The sequence below is a fragment of the Streptomyces sp. C36 genome (genome assembly GCF_040932295.1).
Lineage (GTDB): Bacteria > Actinomycetota > Actinomycetes > Streptomycetales > Streptomycetaceae > Streptomyces > Streptomyces triculaminicus.
Window position 1 is genome coordinate 388,379 of record NZ_JBFQGI010000006.1, and the last position, 21,067, is coordinate 409,445.

The 21,067-nt window shown below is 74.0% G+C and carries 13 protein-coding genes; 2 read left to right on the top strand and 11 right to left on the bottom strand.

Features of this window, described 5'->3' with window-relative positions; translation table 11 throughout:
* Nucleotides 1–29 precede the first annotated feature (29 nt).
* The 9 genes from AB4K12_RS20845 to AB4K12_RS20885 form a co-directional block, all read right to left on the bottom strand.
* A complete protein-coding gene (locus AB4K12_RS20845) occupies nucleotides 30–8,039 on the bottom strand; it encodes an amino acid adenylation domain-containing protein (RefSeq protein WP_368435614.1) in 8,010 nt (2,669 codons plus the stop codon).
* A 14-nt stretch (nucleotides 8,040–8,053) separates the two neighbouring features.
* Nucleotides 8,054–9,802, bottom strand: coding sequence for a condensation domain-containing protein (locus tag AB4K12_RS20850; RefSeq protein ID WP_368435615.1), 1,749 nt, complete (start codon nucleotides 9,800–9,802; stop codon nucleotides 8,054–8,056).
* Between the two features lie 54 nt (nucleotides 9,803–9,856).
* On the bottom strand, nucleotides 9,857–11,347 hold the full coding sequence (locus tag AB4K12_RS20855; RefSeq protein WP_368435616.1) for an AMP-binding protein: 1,491 nt from the start codon (nucleotides 11,345–11,347) through the stop codon (nucleotides 9,857–9,859).
* Nucleotides 11,344–12,132, bottom strand: coding sequence for a thioesterase II family protein (locus AB4K12_RS20860; protein WP_368435617.1), 789 nt, complete (start codon nucleotides 12,130–12,132; stop codon nucleotides 11,344–11,346). Before AB4K12_RS20860 ends, AB4K12_RS20855 begins: the two co-directional genes overlap by 4 nt.
* Nucleotides 12,129–13,892, bottom strand: coding sequence for an amino acid adenylation domain-containing protein (locus AB4K12_RS20865; protein ID WP_368435618.1), 1,764 nt, complete (start codon nucleotides 13,890–13,892; stop codon nucleotides 12,129–12,131). Before AB4K12_RS20865 ends, AB4K12_RS20860 begins: the two co-directional genes overlap by 4 nt.
* A complete protein-coding gene (locus tag AB4K12_RS20870; RefSeq protein WP_368435619.1) occupies nucleotides 13,885–14,898 on the bottom strand; it encodes a TauD/TfdA family dioxygenase in 1,014 nt (337 codons plus the stop codon). Before AB4K12_RS20870 ends, AB4K12_RS20865 begins: the two co-directional genes overlap by 8 nt.
* Before the next feature lie 14 nt (nucleotides 14,899–14,912).
* Nucleotides 14,913–15,761, bottom strand: a complete 849-nt coding sequence (gene ddaH, locus AB4K12_RS20875; RefSeq protein ID WP_368435620.1) for a dimethylargininase — start codon at nucleotides 15,759–15,761, stop codon at nucleotides 14,913–14,915.
* A gap of 51 nt (nucleotides 15,762–15,812) precedes the next feature.
* A complete protein-coding gene (locus AB4K12_RS20880) occupies nucleotides 15,813–16,025 on the bottom strand; it encodes an MbtH family protein (protein ID WP_368435621.1) in 213 nt (70 codons plus the stop codon).
* A 110-nt stretch (nucleotides 16,026–16,135) separates the two neighbouring features.
* Entirely contained in the window at nucleotides 16,136–16,417 is a 282-nt protein-coding gene (locus AB4K12_RS20885; protein ID WP_368435622.1) for a hypothetical protein, read from the bottom strand.
* 381 nt (nucleotides 16,418–16,798) lie between these two features.
* Between AB4K12_RS20885 and AB4K12_RS20890 the strand changes: the two genes are divergently transcribed.
* Complete coding sequence (locus tag AB4K12_RS20890; RefSeq protein WP_368435623.1) at nucleotides 16,799–17,761, top strand: LuxR C-terminal-related transcriptional regulator; 963 nt, start codon at nucleotides 16,799–16,801, stop codon at nucleotides 17,759–17,761.
* Nucleotides 17,762–17,802: 41 nt separating this feature from the next.
* On the opposite strand, the gene AB4K12_RS20895 is transcribed toward AB4K12_RS20890, so the two are convergent.
* Together AB4K12_RS20895 and AB4K12_RS20900 are read right to left on the bottom strand one after the other, a co-directional pair.
* Entirely contained in the window at nucleotides 17,803–19,485 is a 1,683-nt protein-coding gene (locus AB4K12_RS20895; protein ID WP_368435624.1) for a DUF885 domain-containing protein, read from the bottom strand.
* Between the two features lie 81 nt (nucleotides 19,486–19,566).
* Complete coding sequence (locus AB4K12_RS20900) at nucleotides 19,567–20,085, bottom strand: hypothetical protein (protein ID WP_368435625.1); 519 nt, start codon at nucleotides 20,083–20,085, stop codon at nucleotides 19,567–19,569.
* Between the two features lie 258 nt (nucleotides 20,086–20,343).
* Here AB4K12_RS20900 and AB4K12_RS20905 point away from each other — a divergent pair, with 258 nt between their 5' ends.
* A complete protein-coding gene (locus tag AB4K12_RS20905; RefSeq protein WP_368435626.1) occupies nucleotides 20,344–21,051 on the top strand; it encodes an esterase/lipase family protein in 708 nt (235 codons plus the stop codon).
* Nucleotides 21,052–21,067 lie beyond the last annotated feature (16 nt).

Genomic DNA, 21,067 nt, shown 5'->3' on the forward strand with positions numbered 1-21,067 from the left:
TCTCCTTGGTGTGCGCGGCACTCGGCGGGTCAGAGGGCCGAGCGGCGCAGCGCGGGGCGCGCCTTCGGTGCGGCGGTCAGTCGGGCGGCGACGCCGGCCGGGGTGGGGTGCTGGAAGACCTGGCGGATGCGCAGCTCCAGGCCGAGCTCCGCCCGGACCCGGCTGATGAGCCTGGTCACCTGGAGGGAGTGGCCGCCCAGGGCGAAGAAGTTGTCGTCGGGGGCGACGGCGTCGACCTCCAGCACCTCGGCGAAGAGCGTGCACAGCGCCCGCTCCGTCGAGCCGCCACCGGTGGGTTCCCCGAGCGGTGCGGCGGGTGCCTCTTCGGCGGTGCGGACGGCCGGGCGCGGGGCCGTCGGCAGTCCGGTGAGGGCGCTGAACCGCCGGGCGGGGTGGGCGGCGAGAGTACCGAGCAGCCGTTCGAGGTCCGCGGCCAGGCGTCGCCCGGTGTCGGCGGTGAACAGTTCGGTCGCGTACGTCAGCTCGCCGTGCAGGCCGTCCGGCGCCCCGTCGGCGCCGTGCCGCTCCGCCATGTCGAGGGTGAGATCGAACTTGGCGACGCCGAAGGGGACCGGCTGGGGCGTGGCGGTCAGACCGGGCAGGGCCACGTCGTCGGTGGGCGTGTTCTGGAGCTGGAGCATGACCTGGAAGAGGGGGTGACGGGCGAGGGACCGGTCGGGGTTGAGAGCCTCCACCACCCGCTCGAACGGCACGTCCTGATGCTCGTACGCCGCCAGATCCGCGTCCCGGACACGGGACAACAACTCCACGAGGCTCGGATCACCGGAAACGTCCGTGCGCAGGACCAGAGTGTTGACGAAGAACCCCACCAGGTCGTCCAGCGCCTCGTCGGCACGACCCGCGACAGGCGTACCGAGAGGGATGTCCGTACCGGCCCCCAGCCGCGACAACAACACCGCAAGACCTGCCTGCAGCACCATGAACAACGTGCACCCGTTCGAGCGCGCCAGCTCCAGCAGACGGGCATGGAGCTCAGGACTCAGCTCGACCGGGACCGAATCACCCGCATAACTCGCCACTGCCGGACGCGGCCGGTCCAGCGGCAGAGCCAGCTCGGAAGGAACCCCGGCGAGCTGCTTGCGCCAGAAGCCCAGCTGCTGGGACACCACACTGCCCGGGTCGGACTCCTCGCCCAACAACTCCCGCTGCCATAGCGTGTAGTCGATGTAGCGGACGGGCAGCGGCTCCCACTGCGGGGCGCTCCCCCGCGTGCGCGCCTCGTACGCCCGCGCCAGGTCCCGCAGCAGCGGGCGCATGGACCAGCCGTCGGAGGCGATGTGGTGCATCACCAGGAGCAGGACGTGCTCATCCGCGCCGAGGCGGAACAACCGTGTCCGGAGGGGTGGTTCGGTGGCGAGGTCGAAGCGGTGGGCTGTCAGGGCTTCGACGGCCCGGTCCAGCTCCGCCTCGGTGACGTCCTCGGGCTTGAGCCCGGGGCGTGCCTCGTCCGGGGGCAGGACGCGCAGGGCCGGGCGGCCGTCCTCGTCGGGGAACAGGGTGCGCAGCGTCTCGTGCCGGGCGACGACGTCGTCCATCGCCGCGGCGAGTGCGGCGACGTCCGGGGTGCCGTGGAGCCGGACGGCGAACGGCATGTTGTAGGTGGCGGCATGGTCCTCGGCCTGGTGGACGAACCACAGGCGGTGCTGGGCGAAGGACAGCGGCGGATTCTTCGCGTGCCGCCGAGGCGCCAGCGGCGGCCGCGCGCGCTCGGCGTCGCCGGCCAGTTCGGCGAGGGCGGCGGGCGTCTGCGCCTGGAAGAGGTCACGGATGCCGAGTTCGACGCCGAGTGCCGTCCGGGCGCGGGAGATGAGTCGCGTCGCGAGCAGCGAGTGCCCGCCGAGGTCGAAGAAGCCGTCCTCCGCACCCACATCGGACACGCCCAGGACCTCGGCGAACAGACCCGCCAGGATCTCCTCCCGCGGCGTGCGCGGCGCACGGGATCCCGCACCGGCCGCATAGTCGGGTCGCGGCAGCGCCCTGCGGTCCAGCTTCCCGTTCGGCGTCAACGGCAAGGACTCCAGCGCCATGAACGCCGAGGGCACCATGTGGTCCGGCAGCACCGAGGAGAGTTCCCGGCGCAGGGCGGCCACATCGACCGTACGGCCGCCGACGGGCACGACATAGGCCACCAGCCGCTTCCCGCCAGGGCCGTCCTCGCGTACCGTCACCGCGGCCTGTGCCATGTCCGGAAGGCGAACGAGGGCGGTCTCGATCTCGCCCGGTTCGACGCGGAAGCCACGGATCTTCACCTGCTCGTCCGCCCTGCCGAGGAACTCCAGGGCACCGTCACGGTTCCAGCGCACCAGGTCACCCGTGCGATACATCCGCTCCCCCACCGCGAACGGGCACGCCACGAACCGCTCCGCCGTCAACCCCGGCCGACCGAGATAACCGCGGGCCAGTCCGGTACCGGCGAGGTAGAGCTCCCCGGCCACGCCCGGCGCGACAGGTCGTAGGGCCGCATCGAGGACGTACGCGCGCGTGTTGGCGATCGGGCGGCCGACCAGGGGGTGTGTGCTGGCCCCCAGGTCCCACCACAGGGCGTCGATGGTGCACTCGGTCGGGCCGTAGATGTTGAGGCTGATGAGCCCGTCCACTTCCCGCAGCCGGTGCCACAGTGCGGGGCTCGTGGCCTCGCCGCCGAGCTGGATGACCCGGGGGTGATGCCGGGGGTCGTCCAGCAGGCCCTCCTCGAGGAGTTGTTCGGCGTAGGTCGGAGTGACGTCGAGAACCTCGATGCCGGCCGCGGTGGTGTGCCGGGCCATCGCGCCCGCGTCGCGGCGGATGTCGTCGCCGATGACGTGCAGCTCGTGCCCGGCGGCCATCCACAACAGCCCTTCCCAGGACGTGTCGAAGGAGAGCGAGGCCGTCAGCGCCACCCGCAGCCGCCGCCCGCCCGTGGCCTCCTCGGCACGGGCCATGAGGCCGGTGTGGTGGTGGGCGTAGAGGTTGCGCAGCCCGGCGTGGTCGATGACGACGCCCTTGGGACGGCCGGTGGAACCGGAGGTATGGATGACGTACGCGGCGTCGCCGGGCAGGATCTCGCGCCCGAGGTTCTCGTGCGGCTGTCGCGCCGTCGCCGGGTCGTCGATCAGTACCAGGTGGGCGTCGGCCGTCGTCGGCAGGGTTCCGGCGGTGGCGGAGTCGGTGACGACGACTGCGGGGGCGGCGTCCTCCAGGAGCAGCGCGATGCGCTCGGCCGGGTACTCGAGGTCGACGGGGACGGACGCCGCACCGGTCTTGAGGACGGCGAGCAGCGCCACGATCGACTGCTCGGACCTGGGCAGCGCCAGCGCGACGAGGCTTTCGGGACCCGCGCCCTGCTCGGCCAGGGCGTGGGCCAGACGGTTCGCCCGCGCGTTGAGTTCGTCGAAGGTCAGCACGGTGTCGCCGTACACGACCGCCGTGGCCTCCGGCGTCCGCGCGACCCGGTCCTCGAACAGCCGGGGGAAGGTCGCCTCGGGCGCGGCGAGCGCGGTGTCGTTCCAGTCGTTCAGGATCCGCTCGCGGTCCTGGCCGGACAGCGGCTCCGCCTCGCCGACCGGGCGCCGCGGGTCGGCCGCCAGCTGCCGCAGCACCCGGGTGAGGCTCTCGGCCAGGGTCTCGGCGGTCTCCTGGTCGAAGAGGTCCACCGCGTACTCGAGCGAACCGCCGATCCCGGCCGGGCCGCCGTCGGCGTCCCACCGTTCCCGGACGTCGACGGTCATGTCGAACTGTGCGGCGTCGAAGCGGAGGGGCTCGTCGCGCACGTCGAGGCCGGCGAGGGTCAGCGTCGCGGCGGGGTCCTGGAGCTGGAACATGACCTGGAAGAGGGGGTGACGGGCCAGGGACCGGTCGGGATTGAGCGCCTCCACCACCCGCTCGAACGGCACGTCCTGATGCTCGTACGCCGCCAGATCCGCGTCCCGCACACGGGACAACAGCTCCACGAAGCTCGGATCACCCGAGACGTCCGTGCGCAGGACCAGAGTGTTGACGAAGAACCCCACCAGGTCGTCCAGCGCCTCATCGGCACGACCCGCCACAGGCGTACCGAGAGGGATGTCCGTACCGGCCCCCAGCCGCGACAACAACACCGCGAGGCCCGCCTGCAGCACCATGAACAACGTGCAGCCGTTCGACCGCGCCAGCTCCAGCAGACGGGCGTGCAACGCCGCGTCCAGCTCGACCGGAACCGAACCACCCGCATAACTCGCCACGACCGGACGCGGCCGGTCGAACGGCAGAGCCAGCTCGGAGGGAATTCCCGCGAGCTCTTCCCGCCAGAAATCCAGCTGCTGGGACACGACGCTGTCCGGGTCGGACTCCTCGCCCAACAGCTCGCGCTGCCACAGCGTGTAGTCCGCGTACTGCACGGGCAGCGGCTCCCACTGCGGGTCGCTCCCCCGCGTGCGCGCCTCGTACGCCCGTGCGAGGTCGCGGAAGAGGGGCTCCCATGACCAGCCGTCGAGCGCGATGTGATGCACCACGAGGGCCAGTACGTGCTCGTCCTCGCCCAGCGCGAAGAGCCCGGCCCGCACCGGAGGCCGACGGCCGAGGTCGAACTCCTCGGCTACGAGCCGTTCCAGGGCCGTGCCCGGTCCGGCGTCGCCGGCTTCCGCGACGGTCATCTCCACTACGGCCATCTCCACGGCGGCGGCGTCCGCCGGCAGCACCAGCTGGCACGGTTCGCCGTCGATCTCGGGGAAGACCGTGCGCAGGGCCTCGTGGCGGCCGATGACGTCCGCCAGCGCGGAGCGCAGCGCGGTACGGTCCAGGGTGCCGCTCAGCCGCAGGGCGAACGGGCAGTTGTAGCCGACGCCCTGCCCCGTGCGGCTCAGGAACCACAGTCGGCGCTGGGCGAACGACAAGGGCAGCACGGTGGGGCGGTCCGCCGCGCCCAGGGCCGGCCGGGCCGGGCCGAAGCGGTCCAGGCCGGCCGCCAGGCCGGCGACGGTCGGCGTGGTGAACACCTCGCGGATGCCGAGCTCCACGCCCAGGGCGGTCCGGGCCTGGGCGACGAGGCGCATGGCCAGGAGGGAGTTGCCGCCCAGGTCGAAGAAGTCGTCCTCGGCGCCGATCTCGGGCAGGCCCAGCACGGCGGCGAAGAGGCCCGCCAGGATCTCCTCGCGTCCGGTGCGCGGCCTGCGGCCGCCGCGTCCGGTGGTGTGGACGGGGGCGGGCAGGGCCTTGCGGTCCAGCTTGCCGTTGGCGGTCACCGGCAGGTCGGCCAGGACGACCACGGCGGACGGCACCATGTGGTCCGGCAGCACCTCGGCCAGTTCCTCCCGGATCCGGGCGGGCCGGGGTTCGGCGCCGGGCGTGGGCACGACGTAGGCGACCAGGCGCGGGTCGCCGGGCCGGTCCTCGCGGACGACGGCGGCGGCCCGGCCGACTCCGGCGCAGCGGACGGCCGCGGACTCCACCTCGCCGGGTTCGATGCGGAATCCCCGGATCTTGACCTGGTCGTCGGCGCGGCCGAGGAATTCCAGGGTGCCGTCGCCGGTCCAGCGCACGAGGTCGCCGGTGCGGTACATGCGGGCGCCGGGTTCGAAGGGGCAGGCGATGAACCGTTCCGCCGTCAGCGCCGGGCGGCCGAGGTAGCCGCGGGCCAGCTGGACGCCGCTGACGTAGAGCTCGCCGACGACGCCGGGGGCGACGGGCCGCAGCCGGTCGTCGAGCACGTAGGCGCGGGTGTTGGCGGCGGGGCGGCCGATGGGGACGGTGGTCGCCGCGGGGTCGGGGCGGCAGGGCCACAGGGTCACGTCGACGGAGGTCTCGGTGGGCCCGTAGAGGTTGTGGAGCTCCACGCCGTCGAGGGTGGCGAAGAACGCGGTCCGGGTCGCGGGCGGGAGTGCCTCGCCGCTGCAGATCACCCGGCGGAGCGTGCTCGCGGTCGCGCGGGCGGCCGGTTCCTGGAGGAAGGCGCTCAGCATCGAGGGGACGAAGTGGGCGGTGGTGACGGACTCGCGGCGGATGAGGTCGGCGAGGTAGGCGGGGTCCTTGTGGCCGTCCGGTTCGGCGACGACGAGTGCGGCGCCGGTGATCAGGGGCCAGAAGAACTCCCACACCGACACGTCGAATCCGTACGGCGTCTTCTGCAGGACGCGGTCCTCGGCGGTCAGCCCGTACTCCTCCTGCATCCACAGCAGGCGGTTGACGATGCCGGCGTGGGTGACCTGGACGCCCTTGGGGCGGCCGGTGGAGCCGGACGTGAAGATGACGTAGGCCGGGTGGGCGGGGGTGAGCGCGGTGACCGGCGGGTGCGTGGGCAGGTCGGCGTCGGGGGTGTCGAGCGCGACGACGGGCACGGCTGTGGGCGGCAGGTGCCCGGCGGCCTCGGTGGTGGTGAGCAGCAGGGCCGGTGCCGCGTCGGCGAGGACGGCTTCGGTGCGGCGCGGGGGCTGGCCGAGGTCGACGGGCAGGTAGGCGGCGCCGGCCTTGACCACGGCGTGCAGGGCGACGACGAGGTCGACGGAGCGCGGCACCGCGACGGCGACGGTGTCCTCGGGGCCGATGCCGAGGGCGACGAGGTGGTGGGCGAGCCGGTTGGCGCGCTCCTCCAGCCGGCGGTAGGTCAGGTGCTCGTCGTGGAAGAGGACGGCCGGGGCGTCGGGGGTGCGGGCGGCCTGGGCGGTGAGCAGCTCGGGGAGGGTGGTGTGCGGGAGGGGCCGGGTGGTGTCGTTCCAGTCGTGGAGGACCTGCCGGCGCTCCGCCGGACCGAGGGTGTCGAGGGCGCCGAGGGCGAGCTCCGGGTCGGCGGTCCACTGGTGGAGCAGCCGGGTCAGCCGGGCGGCGAGGGCCTCGGCGCGAGTGCGGTCGAGCAGTTCGGGGCGGTGGCTCAGGCGCAGTTCGAGCCGGGTGCCGGGTTCGACGACGAGGGTCAGCGGGAAGTGGGTGGTGTCGCGGAAGGCGATGTCCACGTCGAGGGTGCCCGGCAGGTCGAGCGCGTAGTCGTTCATCGGGAAGTTGTCGAAGACGATGTTGGTGTCGAACAGTGCCTGCGACGATCCGGCGAGGTGCTGGATGTCGGTGAGCCCGAGGTGGTCGTGGTCCATGAGCCCGGCGCGCTGGTGCTGGACGCGTTCGCACAGCGCGGTCAGGGACGCCCGGGGGTCGAGCCGTGCCCGGACCGGCACGGTGTTGATGAGCATGCCGATCATGGTGTCGGCGCCGGGGAGGTCGGCGGGGCGGCCGCCGACGGTGCAGCCGAAGACGACGTCGTCCCGTCCGGTGGCGCCACCGAGGAGCACGGCCCAGGCGCCCTGCACGACGGAGTTGAGCAGCAGGCCCTGCCGGCGGGCCTGCTCGGTGAGGGCCGCCGTGGCCTCCTCGGTGAGGCGGACGGTGACGTCCTCGCAGGTGCCGCCGGCCGGGGCCGGGGCCGGGCCGGCGGGGGCGAGGTAGGTGGGTTCGCCGACGCCGTCCAGCGCGGCCCGCCAGGCGCGCTCGGCGGCGGGCCGGTCGCGCCGTCCCAGCCAGGCCAGGTAGTCGCGGTAGGGGTGGGCCGGGGGCCGTGCGGTGACCTCGCCCTGCTGCCCGTAGAGGGTGAACAGCTCGCGGAAGAGCAGGGCGAACGACCATCCGTCCAGGAGGATGTGATGTGCCGTCACGACGAGGCGGTGGCGTGCCGGGCCGAGGGCGAGCGCGGTGAAGCGGAGCAGCGGTGGGCGGCGGATGTCGACGCCGCGGGCCCAGTCCTCGTCCGTGAGGTCCACGGCGCGGGCCTCGGCCGCGTCGGGGGCGAGGGCGGTGAGGTCGATGTCCTGCCAGGCCAGGGGCGCGTCCCTGCGGACGACCTGGATCGGCTCGCCGGTGCGGCGTTCGGTGAAGGTGGCCCGGAGGTTGGCGTGGCGGCGTACGACGGCGTCGGCGGACGCCTTCAGCCGTGCCGCGTCGAGGGGGCCGCGGAGGTCGACGGTGAACTGGGCGATGTAGAGGCCGTGGGTGTCGCGCTCGTACCGCGAGTGGAAGAGCATGCCTTCCTGCAGGGGCGTGAGCGGCAGGATGTCCTCGACGACCGACCGGGTGTTCTTCATGGCTTCCCCACTCATCAGAAGGCTTCCAGCGCGGCTTCGAGGTCGTCGATCTCGTCCTGGCCGATCGAGGACAGGGCGACATCGGAGGGCGTCGGCCCGCCGGCGTCCGGGCGGCGGGCACGGGTGAGGAGGGCGGTGAGCATGCGGAACCAGGACTCGGCCAGCCCGTGGACGGCCGCCTCGCCGACGGCTCCCGTGGCCCAGGTCCAGTCGGCCCGCAGGACCGGCCCGTCCGGGGAGTCCAGGGTGATGGCGCCGATCTCCACGACGTGGGCCATGGGCATGCCGGGGGTGACGGAGTCCAGGCGGGCGCCGTACTCGGGCAGGATGTGCCAGTCGCGCTCCCGGTCGCCGGTGAAGCGCCCGAGGTAGTTGAAGCCGATCTCGGCGGTGGCCGCGCCGGCCAGCTCCGGGCCCGCGGCCGGGTGGAGGTGACGCAGCAGGCCGTGGCCGATGCCCTTGTCGGGGATGCCGCGCAGGTGTTCCTTGACGCGCTCGAGGGCCGCCCCGACGGTGGGGCCGCCGGCGCGGACGTCGCGCGCGTCGAACCGGCCGAGCTCGAGGCGGACGGGGAAGACGCTGGTGAACCAGCCGACGGTGCGGGAGACGTCGGCGTCCTCGAAGAGCTCCTCGCGGCCGTGGCCCTCGAGGTCGACGAGGACGCCGGACGCGCCGCCGGGCGCGTGGTGGTGGCGGTGTTCGGCCAGGGCGAGGGCGAGGCCGGTCAGGAGGATCTCGTTGACGTCGGCGTTGAGCCGCTCGGGCACCTCCGTCAGCAGGGGGCCGGTGATGCCGGCGGGCAGGGTGACGGCGTGGTGGCCGGCCCGTTCCTCCAGGTCCTGCCCGGGGTCGAGCGGACGGTCGGCGAGGCGGAGGGTGCCGGGCCGCACGGTGTCGGTCCAGTGCGGGAGTTCGGCGGCCCGGCGCGCGGTGGACGTCTCGGCCGCGAGCAGGCCGGCCCAGCGGCGGAAGGAGGTGGGCACGGGGTCGAGCCGCGGCGGGCGGCCGGCGGACACGGCCTCCCAGGCGGTGGCGAGGTCGCCGGTCAGGACGCGCCAGGAGATCCCGTCGACGACCATGTGGTTGATCACCATGGCGAGGCGGCCGGGCCGGTCGGGGCCGGCGTCGTACCAGACGGACTGGAGCACGGCGCCGTCGCCGAGCGAGAGCCGGTCCCTGGCCGCTTCGACCTCGCGCCGGACGAGGGGGGCGGTGTCCGAGGGGCCGAGCCCTTCGGTGCTCACCCGGGTGAGGGCGGACTCGGCCCGCACGGCGCCGACGGGCTGGATCACCAGGTGGTCGGTGAGGGCTCCGCCGGGTGCCGTGCGGCGCAGCCGTAGCGCGTCGTGGCGGTCGAGCAGGGCCTGGATCACCGTCAGCGCCCGCTCGTGGGTGAGCCCGGCGGGGGTGCGGACGACGACGTACTGGTGGTAGTGGTCGGCGGGGCCGCCGCGCTCGCGCAGCCAGTGCATGATCGGCGTCGGCGGCAGCGGGCCGGTCCCGTCGCCGTCACCGGTGGCGGTGCCGGCCGGAGTGGCGGTCCTGGCCACGGCCGCCAGTGCGGCCACGTCGGGCTGGGTGAGGACGTCGCGCACGCCGATCCGCAGGCCCGCCTTGCGGGCGGCGCCGACGAGCTGTACGGCGATGATGCTGTCGCCGCCGAGCCGTACGAAGCTGTCGCCGGGGGCGACCCGGGGGACGCCGAACAGGTCGGCGAGCAGGCCGCACAGGATGGCTTCCCGGGGCGTCAGGGGCGTTGCCACAATGATCCGTTTCCTGTCTTCGTGACGCGGTGCGTCAGGGCCGGTGAGGCGGCGTCAGACCATGTCCCGGAGCCGGGCCCGGTCGATCTTGCCGTTGGGGGTGACGGGCAGGGCGTCGAGCGCGGTGAACCGCTTCGGCACCATGTAGGCGGGGAGCTGGGCGGCGCAGGCGCGGATCAGGTCGTCGGTGCCGACGTCCGAGCCGGTCTCGCGCAGGTAGGCGGCGGCCAGCTGGGTCGAGACGGCGACCTTCACGCCGACGACGGCGGCCCGGCGGACGCCGGGGACGCCGCCGAGGACGGCCTCCACCTCGCCGGGCTCCACCCGGTACCCGTTGACCTTGAGCTGGTCGTCGGCGCGGGCGAGGAAGTGGAAGGTGGTGCCGTCGAAGCGCACCAGGTCGCCGGTGAGGTAGCAGCGGCGGGTTCCGCCGTCGCGGTGCACGGCCGTGCGGAACTTCCGTGCCGTCAGGTCGTCGTCGCCGAGGTAGCCCAGGGCCACGCAGTCGCCGGCGATGACGAGTTCGCCCTCCTCGCCGGGCTCGAACGGCCGCAGCCGGCCGTCGTCCAGGCGCAGTGGTTCCGCGTCGGCGACGGGGGTGCCGATGGGCGGGTGGTCGGGCCAGGAGGCGGGGTAGCCGGGCAGCCGGTGCTGGGTGACGACGTGGGTCTCGCTGGGCCCGTACTGGTTCACCAGGTCGATGGCGCCGCGGGCGCACAGATCGCGGACCTCGTCGTTGACGACCAGCGGCTCACCGCTCACCAGGATCTCGCGGAGGGTGGGCAGTTCCATGGCCTCGACGGCGGTCGCCATCGCCAGTCCGTGCAGTCCGACGACGGGCAGGAAGACGCGGGCCGCGCCGTTGTCGCGGATGATGTCGACGAGCGTGAAGGGGTCCTGTCGCTCCTCGTCGTCGACGACGATCAGTGCCGCTCCGGCCAGCCAGGTGGCGACGATCTCCTCGTAGCCGACGTCGAAGCCGACGGACGTGGTGTGCAGGGTGTGCGGCGGGGACTGGTAGCGCCAGTGGCGCACGTGCCACCGGCCGAGGCCGGCGAGGACGACCGGGGGCAGTGCCACGGCCTTGGGTTCGCCGGTGGAGCCGGAGGTGGAGATGACGTAGCACACCGGCCCGTCGGTGACCCGGTCCCGGCGGGGGCCGCGCACCTCGCCGATGGTGTGTTCGGGGATGTCCCAGCCGGCGGGGGGCAGGTCGGCGGCGCGCAGCACCAGCGCGCAGCCGGCGCCGTGCGCGACCTTGCGGGCCCTGGCCGGCGGCAGGCCCGGGTCGACGGACAGGACGCCCGCGCCGGCCCGCCAGGCGCCGAGGAGCGCGACGCAGCGCTCCCAGGAGCGGGTGGCGAGGACGGCGACGACGGCGCCGGGGCCGATGCCGCGCGCGGCGAGTCCGCCGGCGATCTCGGCCGAGGCCGCGTCGAGTTCGGCGTAGGTGTGGTGGATGCCGCCGTCGGTCACGGCGACGGCGTCGCGGTGCCGGTGGGCGGCGTCGACGAGGTGCCGGATCAGTGAGGTGTCGCCGGTCATCCGCTCAGGGCGCCTTTCGTCAGGGGTGCGTCGGGGTGGAGCGCCGCGATGCGGTCCGGGAGGGTGCGCCAGATGCCGGGGGTGTAGAAGTGGCTGCCGGGCAGCACGTCGTGCCGGTGGGCGGCGGTCGTCAGGCCGCCCCAGCGGGTTCCGGCCTCGTCCTCGACGACCGGGTCGTCGGCGCCGGAGAGGACCTGGAGGGGGACGGCGACCTTCGCCCCGGTGTGGGTGAAGGTGTCGCGGACCCGGAGGTCGGCGCGCATCAGCTCCACCGCCATCTCCGTCAGGTCCTCGTCCTCGAGGACGTGCGCGGGCAGCAGCCCGTGGGTGCTCATCCACGTCAGGAGCTCGTCGTCCGTGTCGCGCGGGTCGGGGAACCGGTCGCGCTCGGTCAGGCCCCGGTCCGGGGCGTTGCACGCGGACACCACCAGCGCCTCCGGCGCCGGGTCGCCCGCCGCGGCCAGCCGGGTGGCGACGTCGAACGCCATCCAGCCGCCCATGCTGTGGCCGAAGAGGACGTACGGGGCGCCGTCCGCCGTGGCGGCGCGCACGGCGGCGGTGGCGTCCTCGGCTAGGGCGCCCCAGTCCTCGGCGAAGTCCTCGGCGAAGCGCCCCTCGCGGCCGGGGTAGCAGACGGCGAGGAGGTCGGTGGCGGGCGGCATCGCGGCGGCCCACTCGTGGTAGGCCGCCGTGCCGCCGCCGCAGAAGCCGAGGCACACCAGCGTCCGTTCCGCCCGCTCGGTCCGCTTCAGGGCGAGCACCGTGGTGCCGTGTGCGGTGCTCATCCCGTCCTCCCCGCGCGCAGTGCTTCGGCGTGCCCGGCGAGGTCGCGCAGGCGCGGGTGCCGGTAGACGTCCTTCGTCGGCATGACGACGCCGATCCGTTTCTTGAGGCGGGAGACGACGCGCAGCGCCACCAGGGAGTGGCCGCCGAGGGCGAAGAAGTCGTCGTCGGGGTGGATGTCGTCGCGGCCGAGGACCTCCGACCACACGCCGGCGATCAGCTCCTCGATCTCGCTGCCGGGGCCGGGGCCGGGGCGTTCCGGCGTGGACCGCGGCTCCGGGTCCGGCAGGGCGCGTACGTCGACCTTGCCGCTGACGGTCCTCGGCAGGGCGTCCAGCGCGACGAACGCGGTCGGGACCATGTAGCCGGGCAGCGCCGCGGCGGTGTGCGCCCGCAGCTCGGCGGTGGTGGGGGCCGCGCCGCCGGCCGGCACGTAGTGGGCGAGGATCTCGGTCCCCCGGCGTACGGTCGCCACCGCGCCGGTGACGCCGGGGTGCGAGCACAGGGCCGCCTCGACCTCGCCGAGCTCCACCCGGAAGCCGCGGACCTTGACCTGCCGGTCGGTGCGGCCGAGGAACTCCAGGGTTCCGTCGGCGCCTTCGCGGACCTCGTCGCCGGTGCGGTACATGCGGGTGCCGTCCGCGGCGAAGGGGTCGGCGACGAACCGTTCGGCGGTGAGCGCCGGCCGGCCGGTGTAGCCGTTGGCCAGGCCGGGCCCCGCCAGGTAGAGCTCGCCGGCGGTGCCGGCGGGGGCGGGGCGCAGGGCGTCGTCGAGGACGTACGCCCGTACCCGCGGCAGGGGGCTGCCCAGGTGCGGGCCGGGGCCTTCGACGCGGCAGGCGGTGGCGTCGACGGTGGTCTCGGTGGGCCCGTAGAGGTTGAACGCCTCGATCCGGCCCTCGGCCGAGGCGTCGGCGAGCTCGCGCCACATGCGCGGCGGCACCGGCTCGCCGCCGATGAGCAGGCGCAGCGTCCGCCCGGGGGCGGCCCGCGGCAGCAGGTGGGGGGCGAGGGCGGCCCAGTGGGAGGGGGTGAGGTCGAGGTCGGTCACCCGGTGCTCGGCGAGGAGCGCGGCCAGCCGGTGCGGGTCGGTGCGGTCCGCGTCGTCGAGGACGACCAGGGTGTCGCCGCGGCACACCCGGACCCACTGCTGGACGGAGGCGTCGAAGGACATGCTCGCGTTCCAGGCGACGACCCGGTGGCCGTCGGCGTACACGCCCCGCTGCTCCAGGGCGGCGATGAGGGCGGCGACGCCGCCCCGGCAGGCCTCGACGCCCTTGGGGGTGCCGGTGGATCCGGAGGTGTGGATGACGTACGCGGGGTCCAGGGCGTCCGCCCTCCCGCGCGGCGGTGCGGCGGCGCCCGTGGGGCCGGGCGTGAGGACCGGCAGGCCGGTGAGCCAGGAGGGTGTGCCGGTGTCCGTCACCAGCGCGCGCAGCCCGGCGTCGGCGGCGACGCGGGCGAGCCGGGCGGTGGGGTGGGCCGGGTCGAGGGGGACGTAGGCGGCGCCCGCGCGCCAGACGGCGAGGGGTGCCACCACCCAGTCCACGCCCCGGGGCAGGCCGACGCCCACCCGGTCGCCCGGGCCGATGCCCAGGTCGTGGAGGCGGCCGGCGAGGTCCCCGGTGCGGGCGTCCAGTTCGGCGAAGGTGAGGGTGGCGTCGGGTCCGATGACGGCCGTGCGGTCCGGCAGGGCCCGTACGGTCTGCAGGAACCGGTCCACCGGGTCCGCGGGGAGCGGGAGCGTGCGGACGTCAGTCATGCGAGGTCACCGCCTCCGGTATGGGGCAGGGCGCGTCGGCGGCGGGTTCCACGGTGGGCCGGCAGTCGGCGAGCGCCAGGGGGGCGCCCATGGCGACCAGGATCCGGCGGTCGCCGAAGTAGGGGTCGCGGCCGTGCGCGGTGAGGACGTTGTCGACGAGCATCAGGTCGCCCGGCTCCCACGGCCGGCGGACGGTGGCCGCCTCGTAGGCGGCGTTGACGGTGTCGAGCTCCTCGCGGGTGAGGGGCAGGCCGTTGCCGAAGGCGGTGTTGAAGGGCAGCCCGTCGTGGCCGAGCTCCTCCACGAGCGCCTCGCGGACCTCGTCCTCCAGCGACCACTCGTTCCAGAAGGCCAGGTGGTTGAACCACACCTCCTCGCCGGTCTCCGGGTGGCGGACGATGCCCGGCCGCAGCTGGCGGGTGCTCAGGCCGCCGTCCTCGCGCCAGGTCCAGGAGATGAGGTTCTCCTGGCAGTAGCGCTCCGCCTCGGCCGGGAAGTCGGTGTCGAACGCGGACTGCCAGTCCACCGAGAGGTGCTCGGAGTAGGCGCGCTTGAGCAGCCAGCCGTGGGTGCGCATCCGCTCCACCAGGTGCGGGGGGAGGCCGCGCAGCACGCTGCGGCAGTCGGTGACGGGGGTGGCTCCGCCCTGCTCGGGTGCGCTCAGGCAGCCGAAGAGCAGCAGCCCGGGGAAGGTGAGGGTGTAGCTGTTCTCGTTGTGGGGTCTGATCGGCTGGGCGGCTGGCAGGTCCGTGGAGGAGTAGACGCCGCCGCCGAAGTCGCTGCGGGGCGTGGCCTTCTCCCGGTAGGGGGTGCGCCGCGGTACGAGCACGTCGCGGACCTGCGCGAAGGCCTCGACGCTGTGCACGGGCAGGCCGCGTAAGTAGATGGCCCCGTGCTCCCGCAGGCCGGCCAGCAGCTCGGTGTGCGTGGACTCCAGCCAGGCGACGGCCTCCTCGACGCCGGACAGGTGGGGGGCCTCGAGGGTGGTGGGTCTTCCGGGTTCCACGGTCCAGCGGCCGTTCACCGCCGGCCGCCCGTGGCGCCGTGGCGGATCTCCAGGGTGCAGCACTTGACGCTGCCGCCGCCCTTGAGGAGTTCGGACAGGTCGACGCCGACGGGCCGGAAGCCGCGGGCGGCGAGCTTGTCGGCGAGGGCCGTCGCGGCCTGCGGGAGGAGGACGTTGAGCCCGTCGGAGATGGCGTTCAGGCCGAACACCTCGGCGTCCGCCTCGTCGGCGAGGATCGCGTCCGGGTACAGCTCCCGCAGCGTCCGCCGGCTCGCGTCCGAGAAGGCGTCCGGGTAGTACATGATCTCGTCGTCGTCGAGGACGGCGAGCGCGGTGTCGAGGTGGTAGTAGCGGGGGTCGACGAGGGTCAGGCCGACGACGGGCACGCCGAACAGCTCCTGGGCCTCGGCGTGCGCGGCGGGCTCGGTACGGAATCCCGTGCCGGCCAGCACCCGGTCGCCGGCCACCAGGTAGTCGCCCTCGCCCTCGTTGGTGTGGACGGCGTCCCGCACCTCGGTGTGGCCGGCGTTCTCGAACCACTCGCGGTACGCGGCGGCCTCGGCGGCCCGCTGCTCGTAGCGGAAGTTGGCGACCAGGACCCGGCCGTCGTGGACGGTGGCGCCGTTCGCGGCGTACACCATGTCGGGCAGGCCCGGCAGCGGCTCGATCAGCTCGACGGTGTGGCCGAGCTCCTGGTAGAGCTCGTACAGCCGCTCCCACTGGAGCACGGCCAGCGCGGTGTCGACCGGCTTGGCGGGGTCCATCCAGGGGTTGATGCGGTAGTCGACGGTGAAGTGCGTGGGGCGGCACATCAGGTAGTGCCGGGGGCGGGCCGTGCGGGCCGGGTGCCACTGTTCGGACATGGGGATCTCCGGGTCGGGTGGGCGGGGCGGGGGTGGGCCGGACCGGACCGGCTAGGGCTCGCGGGTGAGGGCGATCAGGGAGCCCGGGCGCATGTCGGTCCAGGTCCGCTCGATGTGGTCCAGGCAGGCGGCCCGGGTGTCCTCGCTGTGGGCGACGGTCCATCCGGCGGGCACCTCGATGGTGGCGGGCCAGAGCGAGTGCTGGTTCTCCTCGTTCGTCAGGACCAGGTAGTCGCCGTCGTCGCCCTCGAAGGGGTTGGCCATGGGGGATTCCCTCTCTCGTGGATGGGGGTGGTGGGGGTTTCGGGCACGGCGGCGCACCGGCGTGGCGTACACCGGTGACCGGCGTGCGGAACGGGTGACGGATGCCCGCCCTACGCGGCGCGGAGGGCGCCGACGCTCCAGTCGCGCAGGAGCGGGGACATGGCCAGCGCGCGCCGGCAGATGCCGAGGGCGGCGGCCGCGGCGGTGGCCTCGGACCGGGCCAGGGTGAAGATCCCCAGGTGGACGTGGCCGGGAGCGCAGCGGATGCTGACGTGCTCCAGGCGGTCCTCGGCGACTGCCGCGACCCACAGCACGGCGGACACCTGCGCTGCGTCGAGTACCTGACGGGCGCCGGGCCCGGTGGCGGTCAGAGTGATGGCGGTCAGTCGCATGGCGGGGGGTGTGTCAGTCCCAGATCACAGCGGCCGCACCACCCGGGCGGTCGGGACCTGGCGGACGGCTGCGGCCGGTGCGGCGGGGCCGCCGGGGACACGGGTGCGGACTGCCATGGGAAACACCTCGTCTGATCGGGCTGACCGGGCTGGTGGTGCTGCTGGAGCAGACCGGGTGGCGGGGTGTGCCGCGCCGTCCCGGTGGAACCATCCTGGTCGGCGGCCCCTCGGCCCGGGAAGCGTTTCGGGCCGGTCCAAACCGTCCAGGCCGGTTTGTGACACGGTCGGCGGGACCTGCATTCAATGCGTGTTGATCCGCTGTTGACCGCCTCGGCCCACACTGTCCGCCACGGGGGCACATGTCACATGAATGGGGAACGAATGTTCGCTACGCTCGGCCTGGAGACGACGGACGAGGCCGTCTACCGAGAGATGGTGGAGTCCCCCGCCCTGGGCGTCGAGGAGATCGCGGCCCGCCTGGCGACCAGCTCCGACCGCGTCCGCGCCTGCCTGGACAAGCTGTTCGAACTCCGGCTGATCCAGGAGTCCTTCGAGGCGCCCGGCCGCTTCGTGGCCGTGGAGCCGGCCGTGGGCCTCCAGCAGTTGCTGGCCCGGCAGCACGACGAACTGATCGAGCGCCAGCGGCAGATAGCCGCGAGCCACGCCTCGTTCGTCCGCATGCTCGCCCACACCGGAACCCGTCCCTCCGACGGCGGCGGCGTCGAGCGGCTGGAGGGCATGGACGCGGTGCAGCGGCGGCTGCAGGAACTGTCCCGCGAAGCGGTCCGCGAAGTGCTGACGTTCATGCCGGGCGGCCCCCAGTCGGCGGCGGCCCTGCGGGCGGCGCGGCTCAACGACGGGCACGCCATGGACCGCGGGGTGACGATCCGTACGATCGGCCTGGACGGGATCCGCGAGGACGCCGCGACCCTCGACTACGCGCGGTGGCTGACCGACCAGGGCGGCGAGTTCCGCACCGCGGCGAGCCTGCCGCCGCGGATGGTCGTCGTCGACGGGGCCTCGGCCCTGATCCCCATCGATCCGGACGACACCCGCAAGGGCGCCCTGTACCTCTCCGGCCCGGCGCTGCTGGCCCCCCTGACCGCCCTCTTCGACCAGACCTGGGAACGGTCCGCCCCGCTCGCCTCCGGCCCCGCGCTGTCCGGCCACGAACGCGCCCTGCTCTCCTACATCGCCCAGGGACACACGGACGAGTTCGCCGCCAGACAGCTCCACATCTCCCCCCGCACCGCCCGCCGCACGATGGCCTCCATCATGGACCGCCTGGGCGCGCGCAGCCGCTTCGAGGCGGGTCTGAAGGCGGCACAGCTGAGCTGGCTGTGACAGCCCCGCGCCGGCGAGCCGGGAGGGCCCCGGCGGTCCGCTCAGAGCCGGCCGAGTTCCTCGACGAGGTCGTCCAGGCCCAGCGACCCCTGGGACAGGGCCGCCATGTGCCAGGCCCTGGCGTCGAAGGAGCCGCCACGCGCGGCCCGCGCCCGCTCCCGCCCCAGCAGCCAGGCCCGTTCGCCCAGCTTGTAGCCGATGGCCTGGGCCGGCACCGAGAGGTAGCGGACCATCTCGCTCTCCAGGAAGTCGGCGGGACGGCCGCAGTGCGCGGCGAGGAACCGCTGCGCCAGCGCCGGGGTCCAGCGCTCGCCCGGGTGGAACGGGGAGTGCGCCGGGATCTCCAGCCGCAGGTGCATGCCGATGTCGATGATCACGCGGACGGCCCGCATCATCTGCCCGTCGAGGTAGCCGAGCCGGCGCTCGGCGTCCGTGAAGAAGCCCAGCTCGTCCATGAGCCGCTCGGCGTACAGCGCCCAGCCCTCGGTGTCCGCGCCGACCACCCCGACCGTCGCCTGGTAGCGGGAGAGCCGGTCCGTGACATGTCTCCACTGCGCCAGCTGCAGATGGTGGCCGGGCACTCCCTCGTGGTACCAGACGGCGGTCAGGTCGTAGACGGGGAAGCGGGTCGCGCCCATCGTCGGCAGCCAGGTCCGGCCGGGCCGGGAGAAGTCCTCGGAGGGGGCGGTGTAGTACGGGGCCGCGGCGCTGCCCGTCGGCGCGATGCGCACCTCCACCCTCTTCACCCGCTCGGCGAGATCGAACTGCGTTCCGTCCAGTGCGGTGATCGTCTCGTCCGTCAGTTCCTGCAGCCAGGCCCTGACCTCCGCGACGCCCTCGATGTGGGCCCCGTGCTCGTCGAGGTGGGCCAGCGCCTCCCAGGGGCCCGCGCCGGGCAGCACCCTGGCGGCCTCGCGGCGCATCTCGGCCAGCAGCCGGTGGTATTCGGACCACCCGTAGGCGTACGCCTCGTCCGGGTCGAGGTCGGCGCCGTTGAACTGCCGCGCCCACAGGGCGTACCGGTCGCGCCCCACCGTGTCCGGGGAGTCCTCGACGGCGGGGGCGTAGACGTCGCGCAGCCAGTCGCGCAGCGCGCCCACCGCGTCGTCGGCACGCCGGGCCGCGGCGTCCAGGCCGGTGCGCAGGCGGCCCGGGCCGGCCGCGGCGAAGTCCTGGAACCAGCCTCCCGCGGTCTCCGCCCAGGCGGTCAGCTGGCCGATCAGCGCGGCGACCGCGCGGGGACCGCCGTGCAGGGAGCGCTCCAGGCCCAGCGTCAGAGCGGCCCGGTATCCCTCGAGCGCGCCGCCGACGGCATCCAGCCGCTCCGCGACCGCCGCCCAGTCCTCCTCGGTCTCCGTCGGCATCACGGTGAACGCCTTGCGGACGGTGTGCACCGGCGAGCGCAGGTTGCTGACCGCGCACAGCCCCTCTCCCGCGTCGTGCACGGCGAGCTGAGCGGTCAGCCGCTCGCGCAGCAGCCGTCCGCAGCGCCGCTCGGGCCCGTCACCGGTACCCGCCCGTGCCTCGGCCCCGTCCAGCCGCCGGAGCGTGGCGAGCGCCAGATCGGCGAGCGCCTGCTGCCCGTCGGGGGAGGGGTCGGGGAGGCGGCGATGGCTCTCGGCGACGCCGAGGTTCGAGCCGGTGGCCGGGTCGAGGGCGACCAGGGCCTCGACGTAGTCGTCGGCGACCTGCCGGGGCGACACGCTGCTGAGGGTCTTCGACATGCGGCCATCCTGGTACGCCGGGCGCGGCGCGGGACCCAAACGGTCCCGGCCGACGCCTCTTTCCGGCCAGTCACATGACCCTCACTCCCCCGTCGTCCCGTCCGCCTCCTTGATGTCGGAGATCAGCTTCGTGTTCAGGTCGGACTGCACGCTCACATAGGTGTACGTGGGCTTCGCCTCGTCGCCCCAGGCCAGCCGGACGCGCGTCCAGGTGTGGCCGGCGCCGCTGTTGTCGTAGCTCACACGCCACGCGTGCGGGGTGTTCTGCGCGCGGAAGACCCCGTCCGCTCCGTGCTTGCGCTCCCAGGCCGCCAGGCGCCCGCGGAACTCGCGGGTCAGGAAGTGCGCGCGCAGGGCGTCGGACAGGGCTCCGTCCGGGGTGCCCGTGCGGGCGTCCACGTACGCGCCGTAGAAGGCCGCCACCCGGTCGACGGCCGAGGACGGGCTGCCCTCGTGGTCCGGCGCGGGCTTCGCCGTGGCTCCGGCGGGGGCGCCCGCAGGCGCCGCGAACGCGCCGGCGGACGTCGTCAGCGCGGCGAGGACGGCGAGCGCTGCCCCCGTGCGCCAAGTGGTGCGCCACGTCGTGCGGGATATGGACATGGGTCGTGCCCCCAATCGCAGGGCGCCGCTCGCGGCGGCGCATCGCTGTTCACCTTGCAGAGCGGACGAGTTACCCGGATGGGTTCCTTCCATGCACGCGGCTTCCCCTGTCCGTGCGGCCGGTGTGGCTGGCATAGTTCCGGCGCACAGGAGCGGATCGCCGCGCAGGACGCGATCCCTGCGCAGCACCGTTACGGAACCGAAGTGCCGAACCGAAGTGCCGAACCGACGTGCAGAACAGAAAGGTGCCCCCATCCCATGCGCCGTCTGCTCATCGCCGCCCTCTCGCTCGTCCTGTCCGCCGTCGCCCTCGGCGCGGCTCCGCCCGCCCTGGCCGCTGGCACTCCTCCCGATCCTGTGGTGTTCGTGCACGGCGCCAACGCGGACCCGGGCGTGTGGGGCGAGATGCGTGCCGACTTCGTCCGCGCCGGGTATCCCGAGGACCGGCTCGCGGCCTGGTCGTACGACACCCGCCAGTCGACGAACGAGGTGCTCTCCGGCCTGCTGTCCTCCTACGTCGACGCGGTGCTGGCCCGCACCGGGGCCTCGCGCGTGGACATCGTCGCGCACAGCCTGGGCAGCCTGCCCTCGCGCTGGTACGTGAAGTTCGGCGGCGGCGCGGACAAGGTCGGGCACTGGGCGTCGCTGGCGGGGCCCAACCACGGGACGACCACGGCCTGGGTGTGCGCGCTGTGGAACCAGGCATGCAAGGACATGACCCCCGGTTCGTACGTCCTGACGCGGCTCAACTCCGGTGACGAGACTCCCGGCACCACGCGCTACGGGACGTGGTCGTCGCCGTGCGACGGCGTGATCGTCCCGGTCTCGAGCACCGAGCTCGCCGGCGCCGTCAACACCCGGGCCGAGGGCTGCCCCACGCACAACGGGCTGCTGACGGACGACACGGTCTCCCGACAGGTCCGCGCCTTCCTCGCCCGGCCTCGGGGCGTGTCGGGGTCCGCGTAGGAATGTGACCTGCCAG

Coding starts and splice junctions, on each gene's coding strand:
- AB4K12_RS20845 (WP_368435614.1), bottom strand. CDS start 8,039: ATGAAGAACACCCGGTCGGTCGTCGAGGACATCCTGCCGCTCACGCCC.
- AB4K12_RS20855 (WP_368435616.1), bottom strand. CDS start 11,347: ATGACCGGCGACACCTCACTGATCCGGCACCTCGTCGACGCCGCCCAC.
- AB4K12_RS20860 (WP_368435617.1), bottom strand. CDS start 12,132: ATGAGCACCGCACACGGCACCACGGTGCTCGCCCTGAAGCGGACCGAG.
- AB4K12_RS20865 (WP_368435618.1), bottom strand. CDS start 13,892: ATGACTGACGTCCGCACGCTCCCGCTCCCCGCGGACCCGGTGGACCGG.
- ddaH (WP_368435620.1), bottom strand. CDS start 15,761: ATGTCCGAACAGTGGCACCCGGCCCGCACGGCCCGCCCCCGGCACTAC.
- AB4K12_RS20880 (WP_368435621.1), bottom strand. CDS start 16,025: ATGGCCAACCCCTTCGAGGGCGACGACGGCGACTACCTGGTCCTGACG.
- AB4K12_RS20885 (WP_368435622.1), bottom strand. CDS start 16,417: ATGCGACTGACCGCCATCACTCTGACCGCCACCGGGCCCGGCGCCCGT.
- AB4K12_RS20890 (WP_368435623.1), top strand. CDS start 16,799: ATGTTCGCTACGCTCGGCCTGGAGACGACGGACGAGGCCGTCTACCGA.
- AB4K12_RS20895 (WP_368435624.1), bottom strand. CDS start 19,485: ATGTCGAAGACCCTCAGCAGCGTGTCGCCCCGGCAGGTCGCCGACGAC.
- AB4K12_RS20900 (WP_368435625.1), bottom strand. CDS start 20,085: ATGTCCATATCCCGCACGACGTGGCGCACCACTTGGCGCACGGGGGCA.
- AB4K12_RS20905 (WP_368435626.1), top strand. CDS start 20,344: ATGCGCCGTCTGCTCATCGCCGCCCTCTCGCTCGTCCTGTCCGCCGTC.